General features: G+C 46.3%; 19 protein-coding genes. 10 read left to right on the top strand and 9 right to left on the bottom strand.

Annotated features, from left to right (window positions below; genetic code table 11):
• Window positions 1–423: 423 nt before the first annotated feature.
• Complete coding sequence (locus tag ACZ2XM_RS00415) at window positions 424–1,761, bottom strand: hypothetical protein (protein ID WP_490588123.1); 1,338 nt, start codon at window positions 1,759–1,761, stop codon at window positions 424–426.
• A gap of 696 nt (window positions 1,762–2,457) precedes the next feature.
• On the opposite strand from ACZ2XM_RS00415, the gene mrdA reads away from it, so the two are divergent.
• From mrdA to scpB, 8 genes are all read left to right on the top strand, one after another.
• Window positions 2,458–4,428, top strand: coding sequence for a penicillin-binding protein 2 (gene mrdA / locus ACZ2XM_RS00410; RefSeq protein WP_490588124.1), 1,971 nt, complete (start codon window positions 2,458–2,460; stop codon window positions 4,426–4,428).
• Window positions 4,429–4,617: 189 nt separating this feature from the next.
• Complete coding sequence (gene rsmD / locus ACZ2XM_RS00405; RefSeq protein ID WP_490588125.1) at window positions 4,618–5,361, top strand: 16S rRNA (guanine(966)-N(2))-methyltransferase RsmD; 744 nt, start codon at window positions 4,618–4,620, stop codon at window positions 5,359–5,361.
• A 227-nt stretch (window positions 5,362–5,588) separates the two neighbouring features.
• The gene (rplM, locus tag ACZ2XM_RS00400) at window positions 5,589–6,017 is read left to right on the top strand and encodes a 50S ribosomal protein L13 (protein WP_490588126.1); all 429 of its coding nucleotides are present in this window, start codon (window positions 5,589–5,591) and stop codon (window positions 6,015–6,017) included.
• 10 nt (window positions 6,018–6,027) lie between these two features.
• Window positions 6,028–6,429 (top strand): 30S ribosomal protein S9, encoded by a 402-nt coding sequence (gene rpsI / locus ACZ2XM_RS00395; protein WP_490588127.1) that lies wholly within the window; start codon window positions 6,028–6,030, stop codon window positions 6,427–6,429.
• Window positions 6,430–6,857: 428 nt separating this feature from the next.
• On the top strand, window positions 6,858–7,844 hold the full coding sequence (locus ACZ2XM_RS00390) for an LpxL/LpxP family acyltransferase (RefSeq protein WP_490588204.1): 987 nt from the start codon (window positions 6,858–6,860) through the stop codon (window positions 7,842–7,844).
• A gap of 194 nt (window positions 7,845–8,038) precedes the next feature.
• Window positions 8,039–9,112 (top strand): tryptophan--tRNA ligase, encoded by a 1,074-nt coding sequence (gene trpS / locus ACZ2XM_RS00385; protein WP_490588128.1) that lies wholly within the window; start codon window positions 8,039–8,041, stop codon window positions 9,110–9,112.
• A 3-nt stretch (window positions 9,113–9,115) separates the two neighbouring features.
• A complete protein-coding gene (locus tag ACZ2XM_RS00380; protein ID WP_490588129.1) occupies window positions 9,116–10,093 on the top strand; it encodes a segregation and condensation protein A in 978 nt (325 codons plus the stop codon).
• A gap of 54 nt (window positions 10,094–10,147) precedes the next feature.
• On the top strand, window positions 10,148–10,801 hold the full coding sequence (scpB, locus tag ACZ2XM_RS00375; protein ID WP_490588130.1) for an SMC-Scp complex subunit ScpB: 654 nt from the start codon (window positions 10,148–10,150) through the stop codon (window positions 10,799–10,801).
• A gap of 88 nt (window positions 10,802–10,889) precedes the next feature.
• Here the strand turns inward: scpB and ACZ2XM_RS00370 are convergent, their stop codons facing one another.
• From ACZ2XM_RS00370 to ACZ2XM_RS00355, 4 genes are all read right to left on the bottom strand, one after another.
• Window positions 10,890–12,173 (bottom strand): cytochrome-c peroxidase, encoded by a 1,284-nt coding sequence (locus ACZ2XM_RS00370; protein ID WP_490588131.1) that lies wholly within the window; start codon window positions 12,171–12,173, stop codon window positions 10,890–10,892.
• A gap of 8 nt (window positions 12,174–12,181) precedes the next feature.
• Window positions 12,182–13,078, bottom strand: a complete 897-nt coding sequence (locus ACZ2XM_RS00365; protein WP_490588132.1) for an FTR1 family iron permease — start codon at window positions 13,076–13,078, stop codon at window positions 12,182–12,184.
• A gap of 120 nt (window positions 13,079–13,198) precedes the next feature.
• Complete coding sequence (locus tag ACZ2XM_RS00360) at window positions 13,199–13,609, bottom strand: cupredoxin domain-containing protein (RefSeq protein WP_490588133.1); 411 nt, start codon at window positions 13,607–13,609, stop codon at window positions 13,199–13,201.
• 110 nt (window positions 13,610–13,719) lie between these two features.
• Window positions 13,720–14,286, bottom strand: a complete 567-nt coding sequence (locus tag ACZ2XM_RS00355; protein WP_490588134.1) for an iron transporter — start codon at window positions 14,284–14,286, stop codon at window positions 13,720–13,722.
• A gap of 761 nt (window positions 14,287–15,047) precedes the next feature.
• Between ACZ2XM_RS00355 and rluB the strand changes: the two genes are divergently transcribed.
• A complete protein-coding gene (gene rluB / locus ACZ2XM_RS00350) occupies window positions 15,048–16,181 on the top strand; it encodes a 23S rRNA pseudouridine(2605) synthase RluB (RefSeq protein WP_490588135.1) in 1,134 nt (377 codons plus the stop codon).
• A 154-nt stretch (window positions 16,182–16,335) separates the two neighbouring features.
• On the opposite strand, the gene ACZ2XM_RS00345 is transcribed toward rluB, so the two are convergent.
• The 3 genes from ACZ2XM_RS00345 to ACZ2XM_RS00335 form a co-directional block, all read right to left on the bottom strand.
• A complete protein-coding gene (locus ACZ2XM_RS00345) occupies window positions 16,336–16,923 on the bottom strand; it encodes a hypothetical protein (RefSeq protein WP_490588136.1) in 588 nt (195 codons plus the stop codon).
• A gap of 121 nt (window positions 16,924–17,044) precedes the next feature.
• Window positions 17,045–17,593: a hypothetical protein gene (locus ACZ2XM_RS00340; RefSeq protein WP_490588137.1), complete on the bottom strand. Its 549-nt coding sequence runs from the start codon at window positions 17,591–17,593 to the stop codon at window positions 17,045–17,047.
• A gap of 81 nt (window positions 17,594–17,674) precedes the next feature.
• Window positions 17,675–18,451 (bottom strand): hypothetical protein, encoded by a 777-nt coding sequence (locus ACZ2XM_RS00335; protein WP_490588138.1) that lies wholly within the window; start codon window positions 18,449–18,451, stop codon window positions 17,675–17,677.
• Between the two features lie 457 nt (window positions 18,452–18,908).
• Between ACZ2XM_RS00335 and ACZ2XM_RS00330 the strand changes: the two genes are divergently transcribed.
• Complete coding sequence (locus ACZ2XM_RS00330; RefSeq protein ID WP_490588139.1) at window positions 18,909–19,505, top strand: LysE/ArgO family amino acid transporter; 597 nt, start codon at window positions 18,909–18,911, stop codon at window positions 19,503–19,505.
• A 174-nt stretch (window positions 19,506–19,679) separates the two neighbouring features.
• Here the strand turns inward: ACZ2XM_RS00330 and ACZ2XM_RS00325 are convergent, their stop codons facing one another.
• Entirely contained in the window at window positions 19,680–20,318 is a 639-nt protein-coding gene (locus tag ACZ2XM_RS00325) for a MarC family protein (RefSeq protein WP_490588140.1), read from the bottom strand.
• Window positions 20,319–20,581 lie beyond the last annotated feature (263 nt).

The following is a 20,581-nucleotide window of genomic DNA, read 5'->3' as shown; positions in this document are numbered from 1 at the left end:
CAGTGATTTATGACAGGCAGCTAGAAGCATGGCTGTTAATCGCTATTTATGACAAATACTTGTGATGGTGACTTACTATTAAATCTTTCATACCAACTAGCTTAAGGGCATACCAACTGGCTTAAGCCAGCTATTATAAAGCCATATTTATAAAGGAGCAGCATAAAAAGAAGCGTTATAAAGAGTAACCTTATAAAAAGGAAAATTGCAAAACGCCTTACGATTCATACGGCTAAAGTTATAGCTGGCAAAAATGCCTTATTCTAAACGAGTAAAGGCTTAGATAAGTGTCCCTGTAAGCTAACAGGACTTATCTAAACCTATAGTTTTCATACTAAAACCATTAAATTGCTCAGCCGTTTAATAACTCGTGTTTTAAACTGTCCATATTGCAGTAACTAGTATAGCAGTAGCTATTTTTAGCTAGCCGGCAACTGGGAAAAACACTAAGACCAAATGCAGCCACCCTGCCAAGAAGCCGGTAACACCGCCCAAAATAATGAGGGTTAGCTCATCTTCACGGAAGGCGGGACGCAGCAAGTTTTGAAACTCGCTAGGCGATAGTGCACGGATGCGATCGCGGAATAGACCAAAGATTTTACTGGCACGGCTCGCGTTCAACGAAGGATCGCGTATGGGCACCATGGTGGCATCAATAGACTTGTCGATAATGGTATTCTTTAATTGACCAAACTCACGACGGCCTAGACCCACTTTTAAAGTGGTACTCACTAAAGGTGACTCTAGTATCTCATATAAATGGTTTTTCATCAGCTCACGTGTCTTATCTGAGCGCGCGCCAAACATCATTTCATTCATAATGTTCTCTAAAGTGACCAAATCCTTGACCACAATCTCAGCAAACACCGTAGACACCTCTTCCTGACGTTTCATAAAGCCACCTTGGAAATTATAGGTGCCCATATGCGGCATTTGCGGAATGATGAATGGAAAAGACTTAGAGACTTTAAAGCATTTAGGATAGCGAATATAATGCGGCTCAACCGGATTAAAGACCATCCAAATCGCGATCCAGTTGGTTAAGACGCCCCAGATAGCGGCAAAGAACGGTACAGTCCAATGCTGCGGCACCACTATGAAAATACCCATCTGAATGATACCGAAGATTAAACCAATCAAAGCACTGATATGCCAGATAAAGTTAATCTCTTTTTGTCCGACTTTGAGAAACATCTCCACCATCAAACGGCGATCATTCTCCATCGTGCGCACGATCATTTCGCGCATATCGACCAAGTCTTCGACATTATAAGTCAGGTCGACGACCAGCTCTTTCATAATCTTAGGCAGCTCTTGATGCGCATGAGCATAAATACGGCGCTTTACCGCATAAGGCACACGCCCCCATAGGGCATCTGAGCGCTCTTTCATAATCTCATCAATGAGATGGTCTAGATTTTCATCGACCGCGGTCGTAATGAAATCGGCCATCTCTTCCGGCTCCATCGCCTGAAAGAACTCATCGAGCGAGCCCAGCTTAGATAGGGTCTGATCAACGATAACGCCTGATATTTTACCCGCCTTACGCGGTACGATACCTTGCCAGCCAATCCCCGGTAGCCCAAAAGGCAAATTAGGAATCGGGAGACGGATACCCCAAAACTTGATGGGATAGAAAAGCATTTTGAGCGCCATCCACACGTGCACCCAAGTCACAAAGGCTGTGACGGGTGGAATAGTCAGCATCGCAATAAATTCTGGATGCTCGATGAGTGTTTGCCATATAGATGATCCACTCATAATTGCGGTTACCCCTAGCTCAACTGGTAAAATAATTAAATTAGCTCAAAGCCACTGCCTACCCAAACCATACTTTTAGCTTATTAGGCTCTTAGCTTATTGGGTTGTATTAAGGCGCTTGCCGGCATTATAAGACCGGTTTTCATTACCTTAATAAGGCTGACAATAGGAGACCTAAAAAAGTCCCATGACGCCTACTTATACTACACAGCGCCTAGAGTTGGTAGCAAAAGTTCTGACGAGTCCGGCATCCGCCTCTGTTATTTTATACTAGAGTAATGAGCCCTCCGCCTAGCCGCTGCTTAGTTTAGCTGAGCTAAGACGGGGTATGCTCACGGTTGCACTTATGTGAGTTAACCACGCCCCAATCTGCACTATGCCGCCGTTACGCTACCCGCAAAATCGAATGATTCTAGCATATTTCCCTAGGGTTAACACGCTTACTCTATAGCTATAACCGACCCCCAAGTCTTTTACAATTCTGAATAAAATCCATGATTTAATAAAAATACTCTGTGGATAAAATAGGCAAACAAGCCCTTACTGCTGTCTTTATAGACGGGGGCTATAGTTAAAGGCAAGACTTGGGTAGGACTCTAGCAAAGAACCTCACGCAATCTTACCGACAGGGCTACTCATGACTTCAAGGTTCTATGGTATAATTTTGCCCACTTTAGCCAAGCTTGTTAGCGCTCCATGAACCAACATAACTCCTCAGATACGGACCAAGTGAACCGCATTTTTATGCGCCGCGTCATCGTTGCCGGTCTCTTTATTTTTTTGGGTCTGCTTGCCCTCATTGCTCGCTATAGCTATTTGCAGCTCTTTGAGCACGACCTCTATACTACCGAAGCGGATAATAACCGTATCAAGCTGATTTCGGTGCCGCCAAGTCGCGGCTATATTTATGACCGCAATGGCATCATTTTGGCGGACAATCAGCCGGTGTTCACAGCAATGTTGAGCCCTGATGAGGTCTCGGACCCCAAACGCACGCTGGAGTTGCTCGCCCCTATCTTCGATTTAACGCCAAAAGAAATTACCGATATCTTAGCGCGTATTGAGAATAATAAAAAAAATGATCCGGTGACGGTCAAAATCGACCTCTCTGAGGCGCAAGTGGCACAGTTTAGTGAGCGTAAGCCTTTTTTTCATGGTATCGCTATTCAAAGCAAGCTGACCCGCACCTACCCTTATGATGAGCTATTTGCTCACGTAATCGGCTATGTCGGTCGTATTAATGATAAAGAAACTAAGACTATTGATAAAGACCGCTACGCAGGCACTGACCTGATTGGCAAACTCGGTATCGAGGCCCAGTACGAAGACCTATTACTCGGTCAACCGGGCTATCAGTCCGTAGAGACCGATGTCCATAGCAATATTTTGCGCCAATTGGATACGAAACCGTCGACGCCGGGCAATGATATCTATCTCAGCTTGGATTATGGGCTACAGAAAGTCGCGCAGGATCAGCTCAATGGTCGCCGCGGTGCCGTCGTTGCCATTGATCCTAAAAATGGGGACGTGCTGGCGTTCGTAAGTAACCCCAGCTACGATCCCAACCCTTTTATCTCGGGAATCTCCTTTAAGGATTATGGTGCGCTCCGCGATAATATCGACCAGCCGCTATATAACCGTGCGTTACAAGGCATGTATCCACCTGGCTCAACCATTAAACCGTTTGAAGGGTTGGGCGGCATTCACTATGGGCTAATGGACTGGAACAGTACAATTTATGACCCCGGTTACTTTACGCTACCCGGTGACAGTCATCGTTTCCGCGATTGGAAACGGGGTGGCCATGGCACGGTAAACTTAACAAAATCCATTGTGCAATCGGTAGATACTTACTACTATAAGCTGGCTTACACTATGGGTATCCAGCGTCTACACGACTGGATGGTACGCTTTGGTTTTGGCTCTGAGACCGGTATCGATTTACCCAATGAAAAGGCTGGGGTCTTTCCTTCGCCGCAATGGAAAAAAGACACTTACGATAAAGGCTGGCTACCGGGTGAGACCATCTCAGTAAGTATTGGTCAGGGTTATTTCTTAGCCACACCGCTACAAATTGCCAATGCGACCGCTATGACTGCCAACTTAGGGCAACATATTACGCCGCATCTATTAAAGCGTAGTGAAGGCGCTGTTCGTGTTGATACCATCGAAAAGCCAGATGGTCAAATTGAATTTAATGGCACCAAGATGGATTGGTTGCGGATGCGGGCGGCAATGGAAGAAACGGCCAAACATGGTACTGCTCGCGCTATCTACAACCCAAGATATCGTAGTGCGGGTAAAACAGGGACGGCGCAGGTCAAATCTATCGCGCAAGGTAAACGCTATAATAAAGCAGCGCTTGATGAGCGTCATTGGGATCACGCCTGGTTTAATGGCTTTGCGCCTGTAGAAGACCCTGAAATTGCCGTTGCTATTTTAGTAGAAAACGGTGGTGGCGGTAGTACCACAGCAGCGCCTATTGGTAAGGCCTTGATGGATTATTGGATGCTGCAACGCGAAAAAGACCCGATCCTACCACCGACTGCTGCAGAAATTAAAGAAATACGGGCACAAAAAGCTCTCGAGAAGGCACGGTTGGAAGCTGAGCAAGAGTTGCTGGCGGCGCAAGCTCCCGCTGACCCTAAAAAGAAACCAACTGAGTAGCTCCTTACTTTTTAGACCTGTACTTTTAAAACCTGTACTCTTTAAACCTGTACTTTTTTAGACTTGCAGGCCCTTTTAATCCTTAATAAGTTGTAATACCTCATAGCTATTAACCACTAGCTTTAAATAGCTCATAGCTTTAAACAATAATGACTTTACTCACTTAATAACTTTTAACAAGCCGCTACCATGCCCAAAAAAACCGTCCGCTCCTCTCGTCCTTCCCCGAGCAAGCATCACACTGCCACGAGTGCAGTGCGCATTATCGGGGGGCACTTTAAACGCCGTCAATTGGATTTTATTGATGCTGAAGGGCTGCGCCCCACTCCCGATCGTTTGCGAGAGACTTTATTTAGTTGGCTTATGGCCGACCTTTATAGCGCGCGGGTATTAGACTGTTGTGCCGGCAGCGGCGTGCTAGGCTTTGAGGCCTTATCTCGAGGGGCGGCGCACTGTACCTTTATTGAAGCCAACCCCCAACAAAGCCAATTGTTATTAAACAGCGCAGCACTGCTACAAGTCAGTCAGACAGACGCGGATATTTTTACCGGACGGGCAGAAGTGGTCATTGAGCAACAGGCGGCTACCCTTTCTCCCTTCGATGTGGTATTTATTGACCCGCCTTATGAGCTTAATCTTTGGCAGCCTATCCTCAAGGCATTATTAACCCATCAGTTAATTCATGGCGACACGCTGCTATATCTAGAAGCAGACCGCCCTATTAATGAAATCGTGACGGTGCTTGAGGACAGTGACTCTAACCAAGATACTGTTCATAAACCAGATACGGCCCATCAAGAAGCGCAGCCGACAACAGCATTAGCTCATGACAATTCAGATAGCACCACTACAGAGCCTAGCTTTTACTGCTTAAAGACCACTAAAGTAGGCCAAATTCACGCTGGTATCTATCAATATGCAGTTAATTCGTGAAACACATAACCATTGCGCGTAATATCTGTTAGAATATCGACACCAAATTAAGCTCGAGGATAGAAACCGTGTTTAATAAACGGCAGTTTCACTATGCCTGTCTATTATTCGCGATAAAATAACCCTCGATTCAGCTTGCAAGCTTAGACACTACTGCTTATAATGTGCAGTCTGTTTTTTGAGAGCCCCGTTACAACTCTCAACGACTATTAATTTAAGGTTTTATCATGAAAACACTTAGTGCCAAACCAGCTGAGGTTACCCATGACTGGTATGTCGTGGATGCTAACGGCAAAACTCTCGGTCGCCTAGCTACTGAAATCGCTTCTCGCCTACGCGGTAAGCATAAAACTAATTTTACTCCGCACGTTGACACCGGTGATTACATCGTCGTTATCAATGCAGAGAAAATTGCAGTAACTGGTAAAAAAGCTCAAGACAAAAAGTACTATCGTCACAGCGGTTACCCAGGCGGTATTAAAGAAACCAACTTTACTAAGTTGATTGCGCATAAGCCTGAAGATGTACTACACAAGGCGGTTAAGGGCATGCTTCCAAAAGGTCCTCTTGGCTATGCTATGATTAAGAAGCTTAAGCTATATGCGGGTACTGAACACCCACATGAAGCGCAGCAGCCTCAAGTATTAGACATCTAAGGAGACACTTATGGAACTCAGCACAACTGACAGAAATTATGGTACAGGTCGTCGTAAGACGTCTACCGCTCGTGTCTTTTTAGCTAAAGGTACTGGTAATATCGTTGTAAACGGTAAGCCACTTGACGAGTATTTCAGCCGCGAAACAGCTCGCATGGTTGTTCGTCAGCCACTAGAGCTACTTGACTCAGCTACCAGCTATGACCTATACATCACTGTTAAAGGTGGTGGTATTAGTGGTCAAGCCGGCGCAATTCGCCATGGTATCACTCGTGCATTGATCGAGACTGACGAAACCCTTAAGTCTGCCCTAAAAGCAGCTGGCTTCGTAACTCGTGACTCACGTCAAGTTGAGCGTAAGAAACTTGGTCTACGTAAAGCACGTAAGCGTCCACAGTTCTCAAAACGTTAATCCGTTTTGTCCTAGACCTTATAGTGTTAAGAAAAGGCGACTGTCAAACAGTCGCCTTTTTTGTTGTTTACATTCCTGCCCACAAGCCCTATCCGCTTGGGCGGCTGATTCAGCTATAATAAGGCTATCCTATTGCTCAAGTGAGCATTTATTGCCCATACAGCATTTATTACTCTGATAATGTATCTGCTACGCTTATGAAAGCTCCCCAACAGTACGACCCCGCCAATCCCAATGCCTCGGTGCCTACTGCTACCGATTCGCGCGACTCTAGCACTCGCAGCCGCCATGACTCGCGTATTAAAATTGCGACGTCAGAGATAGCGACGCCTCCTATTTATGATCCTAGTAACCCGACGGCTAATTCTGCAACCATTAATACGGGCAAGGCGAGCAATCCTAAAAAATCGCCGCCTATCCCTGCGGGGATGCCGAGTATCACGGACAACCATAAACAAACTCACTTGGCGCCAAAGCGTCCGTTTGAATGGCAATTTTTGCACCCTAAATATTGGGGTATCTGGTTGGCTTTTGCGCTGATGCTACCGTGGATATATTTACCGCTAGCGTGGCAGTTTTGGTTGGGGCGTAAGCTGGGCATTATGATTTATCATGTGGCCAAATCACGGCAAAACGATACTTTGGTTAATCTACGCTTAGCTTTTCCAGAAAAGCCAGAGGTTGAGCGCGAGCTGATGGCCAAACAGATCTTTGTTAATCAAGGCATTGGCATCTTTGAGACTTTGTGTGCTTGGTTTCGCCCTAACTTATTTACCCGCACCCTCTCTATCTCAGGTCTTCAGCATTTAATTAATGCCCAGAAGGAAGGCCGCGCGGTGTTATTGCTTGGGGCGCACTATACGATGTTAGATTTAGGCGGTCGCCTGTGCACGCAGTTTTTCCCAGTGGATTGTGTTTATCGCCCGCAGAATAATGCCCTACTCGATTGGTTTATCTTTAATGGTCGTCGCCATATTTTTGATCAACAAATTCCTCATCAAGATATGCGTGCCTTGGTCAGTAGTATTAAAGCGGGCAAAGTCATTTGGTATTCGCCTGACCAAGACTATGGCCTTAAACATGGGGTGATGGCGCCTTTCTTTGGCGTTCCGGCAGCTACGATTACTGCTCCTAGACGGCTAGCCCGTTTAGGCGATAAAGCCAATCCACCCGCTATTATGGCGCTACACACCTATCGGCAGACCCCAGACAATCTCCCTCGTGGCAAGCGTCCGCATTATCATCTCACTATTACCCCACCACTAGAGAATTATCCTAGTAATGATGAAGTGGCCGATGCTACCCGTGTCAACGAATTGCTAGAAGGCTTAATTCGTATCGACCCGACCCAGTGGATGTGGTTTCATCGTCGCTTTAAAAACAATGAGACTGGTCGCTCGAATTATTATGACTAGTTGGCTACTAATTAATTAACAACTAACGTCTCATTCGACACTGACTGGTCTCAAGCGCAAAAGCCGTAAGATAATTTGTTATACTTAGCGGCTTGCGTGGTCTCAGTGCCTTATACGCTACTCAACATCCTTGTTTAATCTAGTTATACCCAACCTATTTCTCCCTAAAATTAAAATCATTGATTGGATTTATCATGAGTGACTCTGCTAATACTACTACTAACGACACTACCCCTAGACGTATCTTAACTGGGATTACCACGACCGGTATTCCGCATTTAGGCAATTATGTCGGCGCTATTCGTCCTGCCATTCAGTCAATCCAAGACAGCGATGACGAGGCGTTTTTCTTCTTAGCCGATTATCATGGCATCATCAAATGCTATGACCCACAGCAGATTCATGAATCGACCAAAATCATTGCCGCCACTTGGATTGCCTGTGGTCTAGACCCTGAGCGCGTCACTTTTTATCGCCAGTCAGATGTGCCAGAAATTCCTGAATTGGCATGGGTACTCAACTGCTCGTGCGCCAAAGGTTTAATGAACCGTGCTCATGCTTATAAAGCGTCTGTCGATGCCAATATGGAAAAGAACGACGTCGATCCCGATCAAGGGATTACAATGGGCTTGTTTGGCTACCCAGTATTAATGGCGGCTGATATTCTTATGTTTAACGCCACGCATGTGCCCGTCGGTCGCGATCAGATTCAACATATCGAAATGGCGCGCGATATCGCCGGTACTTTTAACCATAAATACAAAGAGCTGTTTACCCTACCTGTGGCCATGGTCGATGATGACATGCCGCTACTTACCGGGCTTGACGGTCGTAAAATGAGCAAAAGCTATGGCAACACTATCCCCTTATTTGGCGATAACAACCCACAAGTTGATGCCGAAAAGCAGATGCATAAAGCGATTATGAAAATCGTCACCAACTCGCAGCTGCCCGAAGAAGCTAAGAACCCAGATGATTCTGCTATCTTTGAAATTTACAAAGCCTTTGCTACCCCAGCAGAAGTGGCTGAGATGCGCGCAAGATATGAGTCAGGTATTGGTTGGGGTGAGGCTAAAGAAGCGTTATTTGATAAGATTAACTCAGAGGTCGCGCCTTTCCGTGCTCGTTATAATGAGCTAATGGCGAACCCTAAAGAGTTGGAAGAAATCCTACAGATGGGTGCGGAAAAAGCCCGTCGTCATAGCCGTAAGCAATTGGACAAAGCCCGCCGTGCTATTGGTATTAAACCTTTAGCAAAGCTGAAATAAGCCATGTCGTTAACGGATAGCCCGTCAGGTCGTGAGCAAGATAGCGGCAATGACAGTCCAGATAGTATCAGCCCTGATACTGATGCTAATAAAAGCACTGGTGCTCATACTGCCACGACCACCAAGCTAGCTGGCCCAGCTGTGCGGATTTATCAAACGGCTATCGAGGCTTTGCCGGACGACCTGTATATCCCACCGCAAGCTTTTGCGATTTGGTTGGAGCAATTTGAAGGCCCACTCGACTTTTTGCTGTATCTGGTCAAAAAGAATAACTTTGATTTGACCGATACGGCTATCTTGCCGATTACTGAGCAGTATTTAGCCTATATCAATGCTTTGGATGAGGATCACTTCGAGCTCGCTGGCGACTATCTGCTGATGGCCTCCACCTTAATTGCGATTAAAACCGAGTTATTATTACCGTTGCCTGAAGATACGCAAGGCGACAGTGAGGCACGCGATCCCAAAGCAGAGCTGATTGCGCGTTTGGAAGAATACGCCCAAATTAAGGAAGCCAGCCGCCGACTAGATGCGCTTGTACGCTTAGAGCGCGATGTTTTTGTGGCAATGGCCAGTTTGCCCAACCCGGAAGTTATGGCAGCGCAATTGCCTAATTATCCTGCGACCTTATTAGTCGACAGCCTATTAAAAATGCAACTCAAGCCAGACTATCAGATGCATACGGTGAAGGCGGATAGCGTTCCCTTAGAAGATCGTATTGCCAGTATCACCCGGCAGCTGTCAGAACGCGGCGAAGGTCGCTTTGCGGAGCTACTGGATAAATCGCAAGGTCGTTTGGGAGTTGTGGTCAGCTTCGTCGCGGTATTAGAGCTGATTAAACGGCATTTAATTGTCGTGGACTATCAGCCTGACGCTATAAAGAATGGCAAGGCAATAAATGACGAAGACAACGTTCAGAATGACGAGGATGATTTTGCTAACTTTACAATGTCTGAGCTGTCTTTAAAATGGGTCAGCTAACTGTATAGTCTTACTCAATTTTTCCTAATTTCTCCCAATTATCGTGAATCTTTTATGAGCAGCCCTGCTAATACTGCAAACCTTGATGCTAAGCAACCTAATTCGCCTACTCCTACTAGCTCACCGGCTAATAACCCAAGCTCCCCTAGTACTGATGCTCAGTCTATTGCAGACTCGCACGCCCGGTTTGAGACCTTGAGTCGCTATGTCGAAGTCTTGCTGCATGCGTCTGAAACCCCGCTTAACGACAGCCAACTTAGACGGCATTTATCGCTCTCTAAACAAGAGTTAGAGACGGCTTTATTGGTGTTGCAGCAACGTTTATCGACTGGGGTATTGCAGCTTAACCACTCCGCTACCGGCTATCGGCTACAGATTACAGATCGCTATAGCGGCTTGATTCAAAAAGTCTTTCCGCAGCGTTTAGAGAATTTAAGCCAAGCACTATTAGAGACCCTTAGCGTGGTTGCTTATAGACAACCGGTCACCCGTAGTGATATCGAGCAGATTCGTGGGGTCACAGTCTCAAGTAATATTCTTCGCCAACTGTTTGATAAAGTTTGGATTGTAGAAAAGGGCTATAAAGAAACCTTGGGTCGACCGGCACTGCTCCATACCACTCCTGAATTTCTGGATGCTTTTGGGCTGGCCAGCTTAGATGAGCTTCCGCCGCTGCCGGATTTGGGCGCGCTATCGCAAATTGACTGATTCATGTTGTGGGGATTTTTGGGCGTTATAGTGGGTTTAACGATCTTTTAGATATCTTTAGCTATCTATTAGTGATCTTGCAGCTTAGTTACGGTACTTGGTTAAGCTCCAGTTGATTTTCATAGCGTTGGTCGGTCAAGGTCTTAAAGAATGCCACTAAGTTATCGATTTCTGTATCCGATAAAGGCCGACCCGCTAGGTCTTTATGGTCTAGCGTCTTAGCGACTTCAGGCACACCCCAAGGTTGACCCGTTTCAGGGTTTATCTTGCGATCGGGGTTGTTGTAATGATCAAAAAACGCTATTACGGTGCGCAGCTCATGAAAGACCCCATTGTGCATATAAGGCGCCGTCAGCGCCACATTACGCAGAGTCGGTACTTTAAACTTACCTTTAAACTGCGATTCAGTCGTGTGGGTATTGTTCATCAGCCCTACATCAATAAAGTCAGGGGCATCTGGGTGCAAAGCGACCAGCGCAGGGTTGCTCGGTACTCCGACATTACGAAAACGGTGACTGGTAAAAGCTTCTTTTTTATCCCCCATCTGTTTTTGCATATGACAGCTGCGGCAGCTCACTTCAGGGTCTTCAAAGAATAATTTACGCCCCGCCTCCTCTTGGGTGCTAAGGACATACTTTCCGTCTAGATAGCGGTCATACTTACTATCAAACGGAGAGAAATAATCACTTTGCTCAAAGGCTTGAATAAAGTTCCCCATAGCAATAAAAGCATTGGGCAACTCTTTGGGGTCACTGAGCTTACGATACTTAGAGTAGCTGTCTTGTACATAAAAAATATTATCGCCATACACATCTTTGAAAGCTTGCTCGTAGACTGGATTGGCCTGCAAGCGCTTGACGATCTCGACCGCTGACGGCATCGCCATCTCATTGGCATCGAGTGGCGGCCCCATCGCTTGCTGCGCTAAAGTCGCACTGCGCCCATCCCAAAATTGCCCGCCCACAAACTCTTGGATATCGCTATCAAAATGAAAGGTCGGACTGGTATTAGCATAGCTTGCCGTCAAGGTATTGCGTACTCCAAAGGCGGTGCCATTAGCCCCTTGCGACACACTGCCGTGGGCGTGGCTTAAACGCTGATCGTTAAACGCCTGAGCAGGATCGTGACAAGTCGCACATGACATGGTTCGGTTATAAGATAAATTTTTATCAAAGAACAGCAGCTTACCGACCTCAGCATCGCTAAGCTCAGGGTATATTCCGTTAGAGTCAGTATCAGTCAGCGCCTTGGCCTCACCCGCTCTGGAGCCGATTGCCGTTAATAGCAACACTGCCGGTAGTAAGCCCAATAGCGTGATATCTTTTAACCAGGTTCGCAATATCACAGTTCGGAATAATACTCGGTTAGTCATGGCGGCTTTCAATGATCGGTTAACGACTGAGGTGGTTTTTGTGGTTGGGCCGCACGCACGGTTAATTGGCTTGGTGCTCGTTGCCAATTAGGCAATAAAACCAAAGCGACCAGTCCCCAATAGAGCGCTAAAGCCAGCAAATCGAAGCCATTGGGCTGTGAGCGATAGCCAAAGAGTGAGGCCAATAGATTGCCAAACGTACTGCTGTCATTCAGCAGTGCACTGCTGTCCCACATGGTCGCGTAAATCCAGTCTGGGAAATTTACTAACCCCAGAGGACCATTGAGCAATTTTTCAGCGGCGGTCAAAAACAGTGCTGAGCCTAAGAATAGCAACAAGATTTCTGTGACCCGAAAAAACTTCGGCCAAGAAACATACTGGCTGCCGATTTGCAGTAAATAAAACAGCAGTCCGGCGAGAGCCAAGCCGATGGCCACTGCAATAAAGAATTGCAGATAGGCCGCGCTCCCGACTAGGCTCAAAAAGCTGCCGTACAAAAACATGACCGACTCAGAGCCCTCGCGGCCTACCGCAATCATAGCGAGAAAAAATACTCCCCACCAATTAGCGTTTTCGACATTACTGGCCAAGCCAGACTCCAGCTCTGACTTCAAGGTTCGACCGTGTTTGCGCATCCAAAAGACCATTTGTACGATTAAGGCTGCGGCTACAATCAGCATGCCAATCTCAAACCAAGCTTGGGCGGCTCCGCCCAAAAATTGCGTCACCCCAATCAAGGTCAACGCCAATAACAAGGCCAACAATAACCCTGCTCCGATACCTGCTAGCAGCCATTTTTTCCCGCTGCGACTTTCAGCGTTTTGATTCATCCACGCCCATAAAATACCGATGACCAGTAAGGCTTCGATACTCTCTCGGCAAACGACAAAGATAACTTGTCCCATACTCACCTACCTTTTGTGCTTTGCTGCCACTTACTTATTGCAGCTGTTTTGTGCTCAAATCTTGGTCGACTTAAACCGCTTTGCTCGTGCAGTTATTCCTCGGCAACTACAGACTGTGGGTTATTTGGCGATAATCCGCCCTTTCGCCCCCGGGGTGAAGTCATCAAAATAGTCGTAAGCCCCTGCACTCAAGGGCATGGTCAGCACAACCGACTCAGTGCCCATATAGAGTATCTTTTCTTGGCGCAGCTGGTTGCTTTCGAACTCTGCTGGTTTTCGGCCGATATTGCGCACAATAATGCGGAATTTTTGTTTGGCCGGGACGATTAGCGTCTTGGGGATCAGCTGGCCATCTTTCATTTCGACCAGATAGGCCGGCAAATCACCATAACGCTTATGGTGCACTTGCTGACTGTAGCCGTTAGTCGCCAACGAGGTGCTTTTACCGATATCTGGTAACGAGGCGGCAAAAGTCGTCATTGCCGCTGTACTGAAAGATAGTGCCAGAGCCAATTTTAGAAAGGAGGTCATAGAGTAAGCCTTACATAGCGAAGATAAAGATAGGGCCGTTTTTGCGAACAGAAACCTCGTTATGGTCGCTAAAATTGGCCACCATAGCGAGCCCCGTAAACATATAGAGATTAGTAGCTGCCCTTTTCGCCAGGACCGGCCCAAGGGAACTGCCACTCAATATCAATAGGAGCAAACCACTCAGGAGCAGCTGTTTCTTTGTCGATATGGCGGGCAAAATGAACTTGAGTGTTGTCGCTCGGAGGCAGGATATGGTATTTAATGCGGTAGAGACCCGGACCATCAAGCTTGACGTTACGGCCATAATGCGGACCATCGCTAGCAATCATCGGCATTAAGTCACCCGATTGTGAAGCGATCACCGCTTTGGTGCGATTGTTGATTTTTTCTAGCTCATAAGTGACCGTGAGATAAGGAACCCACCAACCTTCTGCTAAGGCATTTTCGTTGTCTTTTGTGGCGTGGATATCGAGCTCAATATGGGCCTCTGCTTCATTGGCAGGCAGTCCCATGGGCATATCCATAGTGATGGGTTGTAGATAGACCGAAGCTATCTCCATCCCAGCCACCTCTTGCGAGGGGCCCATGGGATGTTCTTTTGCCATAGCCGTGGTGGCGATAGCGGGGACTAAAAAGAGCGTCATTACAGGCATTACGCTGCGGATTTTGAAGGTCATAACCGACTCCTAGCAGGGCTAGAGTGCGTCTGTTATAGACTGTGCGGGGCAAGACGGGCTTAAGGAGTCGTTGCAATATAACAACAGCGGCTGCTAGCGAGTTTACTCATCACAATCGGTAGGCAGACCCACCTTAGCGTGATATATACGAGTAACTAGGGTTGGTTTAGCACACGTCCTATTCTGTATTAATAACGCTTTTATTCACAACGCCCTTATTCATGATGTATGGCTTAATAAGCGGCTAATGAACAGCAAAGTACAGATTAATAAGAATAAAATAGTGGGACGAGTGATAAATAAACACTAGCTAAAATATGAATTTACTCAACTTTATGCGAGCGTTTAATCACCTTTTGCCTCACTGCACCAGTTGGCAATAAGCGCGATATACCGCGTCTGCTAACCGTTGTAGCCAGGGTTAAACGCTCAACAACGACACATTTTATGCTCAATGCTAATGATTATCCATTAGAATCTAATTACTATCGGTTAACTTTAATAAAAGTTACCGTTTTGCAAGATTAGCGAAAAGTTTATATTAAGCTAAAAATTAGCAAAGCTTATCGCTCTGTTACAGTATTTACTGCGTATTTAGCGTAAACTATGCCTGTATTTTTGGCTGTAGCTTATTAATACTTATTTTATTATTTACTACTGTGATTTTAAAAATGGCTTGTCTTTAGACAAGGTTCTTAGCAATCACAGTAAGTTATTCACATTGCGAAATGTGCCACCCACCGATTCAAGGAGTTATTCCCATGAGTAAACCAAATTATCCTAGCCGTAACCCCCGCAACCCTAAACTGTCTACGCCTGATCCAGAAGCGGAACACTATAATCTAGATGGCGAAGCTACCGTAGCGACCAAAGTCAGCACTGCCGGTACTGAAAAGCTACAAAAAGCACTAGCGCGTATGGGGCTTGGCTCACGTCGTCAGATGGAAGAGATCATTAAAGCGGGCCGTGTTTCTATTAACACCACCCCAGCCACTATCGGTGACCGCGTTGCCCAAGGAGACGAAATCCGAGTCGATGGTCGTCTCATCAAATATAAATCTGAAAATGAAAAGCGCCGCCGTATCATTGCCTACTATAAGCCTGAAGGCGAAATCTGCTCAGCCAATGACCCTGAAGGCCGCCCAACCGTTTATGACCGTCTGCCCAAACTGACCCATGACCGTTGGGTGATGGTAGGCCGTCTGGATATTAACTCGACCGGCCTACTGCTATTCACTAACGACGGCGAGCTAGCGCACCGTTTGATGCACCCGTCTAATCAAATCGAGCGCGAATATGCTGTGCGGGTATTGGGTGAAGTGACCCCGCAAATCGCCAGTAAACTGACTGCTGGCGTCGAGCTTGAAGATGGTCTAGCCAAATTTGATGATATCCAAGAAGCCGGCGGTAGTGGCGTCAACAAATGGTATAACGTCAAACTAAAAGAAGGCCGTAACCGTGAAGTTCGTCGTTTGTTTGAGTCACAAGACCTCAAGGTTAGTCGTCTACTGCGTACTAAATATGGCAGCTTTAGCTTACCCAAAGAGCTGCGTACGGGTCGTTTCCTTGAGCTCGACAAACGCGATATTCATGATTTGACTGACTTAGTTAATCTGCGTCCGCGTCAAGGTACGGGCTTATATGGTATGGCCAAGCGTAAGCAAGAGCGTATCAAAGACAAGCCATTGAAAGCGCGCCGTAGCCGTACTTCTGACCGTATCGAGAGCGGTAGCCCGGCCAGTAAAGGTCGTCCTGCTAGCTCAGGTGGTCCAGCCAGTAAAGGCCGCTCAGGTACAGCAGGTAGCCCCGCCAGCAAAGGCCGTTCTGAAGGTCGCAACCGTTCTGAGCGTCCGAACGGTTCTGACACTCGCGGTAATAAGCGTGGTCGCTCATAAGACCTAGCTGACTGCAATTAGCGAGCTTTACTCGCAATGATGGCCATAAAAAACCCCTTATATTAGCGTTAATATAAGGGGTTTTTCTTGATTATGACTATATCTGCTTGCTTATACCAATAGACTTATGACATTAGAGTAGCCGCATTACTTCTTACAGGTTATCATCCAGCTTTTGCAAATAACGCTGCATAATCAGTAACTCTTGATAGCTACTGTCGCGACATTGCGCTAGTAAATTATCCAAACGCTGCTCGGTTGACGCTAATAACGCCTCTAATACTCCTAAATCTGAGCTAAGTGCTTCAGAATTAGGAGTAGACGCCGCTGTAGCAAAAGTAGGTAGACTGGCCATACGCTGTTGATGCTGGGCTAGGATATGATAATGCTTAAGCATCTCTGGCAGACGCTCATTTAATAGTTTACGGAGGGTGAATTGCGCTTCACTGGTGGGTACGGTATGACCCTGCTGGGCTAAATCCTCTAGCCATTGTTGATAAATATCTGCCTTGTGATCGATACGAGATAATTGCTCAAGCAGCTCTTCGGGAAGATACGTCAGCACCGCATCATCTAATGTTAATTGCATGAGATTGGGCAAAGCTAGCGGCTCAGATGGCGGCGTATAAGTTAGAGTACCCGGAGTAATACCGACGGCACGATGGAAAGCATACCAGCCTTTGCGGCCGATATAAGCCACGCCTAAGGTGGATACTAGCGCTACGCCAATTAATAAACTCATAAGCTTTTGTGCCTAAATGGCCCCTTTGCAAATGGTTAGCCGCTTATAGCTAATGATTGCAGCCTAACAGTGCAGCATGATAATAAAAACTCATACTGAAACCTGCTGCTAAAAACTAAGGCTATAGCGCCTCATCTTCAAAACGCTGCTTTAAGTAGCGATTGGCTACCAGTAGTTTCTGACCGTCTTTATGGTATGAGGCATTCAGTAACTCGTCAAATTGCGCGTTGACCGTATTCAAAACTTCCAACAAGGCTTCTTTACCCGTAACATTCGAATTTTGAATCTTGGTGGTATCGGTACGATCGCCATCTAAATCATGCAAGCGGCGATAGTCTTTAATCGCTTGCGGCACGTGTTTGTCCATCAAGTTTTTAATCATTACATAGGTTTCAGTGACCGCATCTTTATCATCGATGACGCCATCGTTATTGGTATCGCCATAAATCAGGCGCAGCTTTTCGCCCTTTTCATTAATTTGCGCTAAGGTCAGTTTAATATCTGCTGGTAAGCTCTTTTCAGGGATATAGCCCAATTGCGGCATCGCTTTATACTCAAGCATCTTGGGCTGAGTCAATTTTTTCACCCCACGATAGCCTAGATATATCCCGGCAGCAGGCAGCGCGCCGTATAAGACAAACATCAAAAACATGGCGGTTAACTGGGTCATAATCCAATCCTAACTCTTCAATTTTAAAATTTAACGCCTTAAATTTAGCAGCGTTATACCCGTATTTTTGTATTTATTGGTTTAGCTTTTGGTGCGGCTTTTCACATAACGATGGGTCGAGGCCAAGCGATTAAGGACCGTATTATGCAACTCGTCCAATAGCTCATCGAGCTCATAATCAATCTCTAAAAATAAATCCGTCAACATATCCCCTGCCGTCATTTTACCCTGAACGGTATTATTGCGGGTACGATGCGGACTAAAGCGCAGCAGCTGCTCATAATGATTAAGGGCCTCGGGAATGCTCTCGTTAATCAGTTTATCAATCACAAACTGACGCTCGCAAATCCACTCTTCTTGCTCGCCATGCAGCTCACTGGACCACTCTCGATAACGCCCCAGCTTTTGGTTAATCCGATCTAAAATAGCGACCGCCTCAATAGGCATTGCGTTGAGCGTACGTTCATCGACGACGTGGATAAGTTCAGTCATGATAGGGCAGCATCCGTGTTTTAAGGTCCATAAAGTGGCAGGATCAAAAGGGGGGCGATTGGGAGAGCGATAGTGTTTTCTGTTTTCTAAATAGCGGTCCGTCAAGGGCGTGGGTGATAGATGATTATTCACCTGTGCGACGGCGGCTGATACCCGCTCTGCTCTTGAGCGCTGATTGTCGCGCTCCGTAGGGTCTGTACGCTCTTGCACAGGCGTTGTCGCTGGATTGGCCGCTTGTTGCTGTTGCGCCGCGACTGAACCGGGATAAGTCAATGGGGGTAGAGTCGCTCCATTTAGCAAAGCCTCGACATCACGAGACGCCGGCTCGGTCAACGATTTAAACATTCTTGCTAGACTGACCACCATTGCTCACCTTATGTCACGCAAACGGGCGCGACCGTATTCACATCAATTCTGTTACGCCATTGGCATTGCGGTGTTGTTTATAGCCGCAGTTTATAACCACAGTTTTGCCACGCTCTTGCTTAGCTTTAGCCTTTTGCGACCGGACCTAATGGTTATTATTATGCGCTCAGCAATGCTTATAATACCTTTATCACCGCTAAAACTCTGTACAAAAAAAGCAAGTGTTTGCCTAGCGATAGCGATATGGCTTAAGATACGTCCTCTTTGCACATTAGCGGCTATATGACTAGCTATACTGCCCGACGTATGACCACTCAATGCAGCGCTTGCCTTAGTCTACTATCCAGTAGTTATTAGTCTAATATGAGGGTATTAAGCGCTATAAATCAAGTCAAACTTCAGCCCTCTCCCCCTCCTCGGTTTTATATTGCCAGTTTTTGCTTCAATTAGGACAGTCATGCCAGATTTTATCTCAGGGTTTGCGATTAGTTTTTCGCTAATAGTGGCTATCGGCTCACAGAATGCTTTTATTTTAAAGCAAGGCTTAAAGCGCGAGCACGTCTTTGCGGTCTGTCTGTTCTGTGCCCTCTCTGACGCCTTATTATTATCTGCTGGGGTCGCCGGTTTTGGCGCTATTACTGCCCGTTATCCTGACTTCATAACTTTTGCTAAGCTCGGCGGCGCGCTCTTTTTATTAGTCTATGGTTTACTCAGTTTGTACGCCAGTGCGACCAAAAGCCATGCTATGACCACGACTGGTACGACCACCAGCAGCTTAAAACAGGCCTTGCTATTATGCATCGGGTTTACTTGGCTAAATCCTCACGTTTATCTCGACACCTTAGTGATGGTGGGGATGGTATCGACCAATGCCGCCAGTAAAGTTTGGTTTGCCATTGGTGCAATTACGGCCTCTGTGTCTTTTTTCTTCGCCTTAGGGTATGGTGCGCGCCTACTTGCTCCCGTCTTTACTAAACCGAAAGCTTGGAATATTTTGGACGCCCTGATTGGCGTGTTAATGCTCTATCTCTCTTGGCATTTATGGCAAAGCTAAGGATGAGGATATAAATTGCTGTAGGGTTAACCGCTGTATAAAGTCCTAGGGCTCAGACAACCTATAAAATCTAGTAATTAAGCGAAAAAAAACAGGGCATCGACAATGTCCTGTTTTTTCTATGATTACAGCTGTTTTGGTCAATTCAGCTGAATCGCCGACTGCATTAAAACACTATAGCAACTGCGGGAACAGCGTGCGTAAGCCACTAACGATAATTTCAATAGACACGGCAGCCAACAGCATGCCCATAATACGACTCATGATATTCAAACCAGTATCGCCCAAAAAGCGGCTGATACGACCCGCCATCATCAGCGATAAATAGCAGAATAAGCTAATAAATAACCCAGCGATAATCACCGCTGATACCCGCCAGATGCCTGAAATCTGCGAAGAATAAATAATAACCGTCGAGATACCACCGGGACCAATCATCATGGGAATAGCAATCGGTACTACCGCAGCACCCATACTGGCGGGCGCTTGAATATGATCGACATCGAAATTGTCTTGGTCCGGCTTTACTGGATTGCCTTCACCATTCATCATATTAATGGCGATTAAGAATACCAACACCCCACCGGCAACTTGGAAAGAGCCGATAGAAATACCCAGGCCTTGCAACAGACTGGAGCCCGCTATGGTAAAAAAGGCAATGGTAATAAAAATAGTAAAACAAGATATCCGAGCGACTTTACGGCGGTCGGCCATCGAGTAGCCACGCGTCAAATCCAAAAACAGTGACAGGGCACCGAATGGGTTAATTAGCACCACAAATGCTAAGACAATTTTAATGATTTCTGTGTCCACAGCGAACTCACTTTAGCCGAGATGTCTGGTGAATTACCCTTAAAACAGCGATAGTAATCGCCGCTAGTTTAGCTATTAGTTGACTGAGCTTTTGACCCTGATTTAATAGCTGGCGTAGATGCTTATTGAGCGAATTAAGGGCAATGCCAATTGCTTGCTAATCGTCACAGGACTGACCGCAAATAAAAGGCGGCCATTGTAACATACCTTGTTTTTATGACACGATTTTTCAAAACTTATTTTGACTGTTCAGAGCGATTTAC

The sequence above is a fragment of the Psychrobacter sp. CoH-33_TS_01 genome (assembly GCF_058189395.1).
Note: the sequence above shows the minus strand (reverse complement) of the source record. Positions and strands in the feature narration are given on the sequence as shown.

What these genes read in the sequence shown, in the direction of transcription:
- ACZ2XM_RS00415 (WP_490588123.1), bottom strand. Translation starts at nt 1,761, where the DNA reads ATGAGTGGATCATCTATATGGCAAACACTCATCGAGCATCCAGAATTT.
- mrdA (WP_490588124.1), top strand. Translation starts at nt 2,458, where the DNA reads ATGAACCAACATAACTCCTCAGATACGGACCAAGTGAACCGCATTTTT.
- rsmD (WP_490588125.1), top strand. Translation starts at nt 4,618, where the DNA reads ATGCCCAAAAAAACCGTCCGCTCCTCTCGTCCTTCCCCGAGCAAGCAT.
- rplM (WP_490588126.1), top strand. Translation starts at nt 5,589, where the DNA reads ATGAAAACACTTAGTGCCAAACCAGCTGAGGTTACCCATGACTGGTAT.
- rpsI (WP_490588127.1), top strand. Translation starts at nt 6,028, where the DNA reads ATGGAACTCAGCACAACTGACAGAAATTATGGTACAGGTCGTCGTAAG.
- ACZ2XM_RS00390 (WP_490588204.1), top strand. Translation starts at nt 6,858, where the DNA reads ATGCCGAGTATCACGGACAACCATAAACAAACTCACTTGGCGCCAAAG.
- trpS (WP_490588128.1), top strand. Translation starts at nt 8,039, where the DNA reads ATGAGTGACTCTGCTAATACTACTACTAACGACACTACCCCTAGACGT.
- ACZ2XM_RS00380 (WP_490588129.1), top strand. Translation starts at nt 9,116, where the DNA reads ATGTCGTTAACGGATAGCCCGTCAGGTCGTGAGCAAGATAGCGGCAAT.
- scpB (WP_490588130.1), top strand. Translation starts at nt 10,148, where the DNA reads ATGAGCAGCCCTGCTAATACTGCAAACCTTGATGCTAAGCAACCTAAT.
- ACZ2XM_RS00370 (WP_490588131.1), bottom strand. Translation starts at nt 12,173, where the DNA reads ATGACTAACCGAGTATTATTCCGAACTGTGATATTGCGAACCTGGTTA.
- ACZ2XM_RS00365 (WP_490588132.1), bottom strand. Translation starts at nt 13,078, where the DNA reads ATGGGACAAGTTATCTTTGTCGTTTGCCGAGAGAGTATCGAAGCCTTA.
- ACZ2XM_RS00360 (WP_490588133.1), bottom strand. Translation starts at nt 13,609, where the DNA reads ATGACCTCCTTTCTAAAATTGGCTCTGGCACTATCTTTCAGTACAGCG.
- ACZ2XM_RS00355 (WP_490588134.1), bottom strand. Translation starts at nt 14,286, where the DNA reads ATGACCTTCAAAATCCGCAGCGTAATGCCTGTAATGACGCTCTTTTTA.
- rluB (WP_490588135.1), top strand. Translation starts at nt 15,048, where the DNA reads ATGAGTAAACCAAATTATCCTAGCCGTAACCCCCGCAACCCTAAACTG.
- ACZ2XM_RS00345 (WP_490588136.1), bottom strand. Translation starts at nt 16,923, where the DNA reads ATGAGTTTATTAATTGGCGTAGCGCTAGTATCCACCTTAGGCGTGGCT.
- ACZ2XM_RS00340 (WP_490588137.1), bottom strand. Translation starts at nt 17,593, where the DNA reads ATGACCCAGTTAACCGCCATGTTTTTGATGTTTGTCTTATACGGCGCG.
- ACZ2XM_RS00335 (WP_490588138.1), bottom strand. Translation starts at nt 18,451, where the DNA reads ATGGTGGTCAGTCTAGCAAGAATGTTTAAATCGTTGACCGAGCCGGCG.
- ACZ2XM_RS00330 (WP_490588139.1), top strand. Translation starts at nt 18,909, where the DNA reads ATGCCAGATTTTATCTCAGGGTTTGCGATTAGTTTTTCGCTAATAGTG.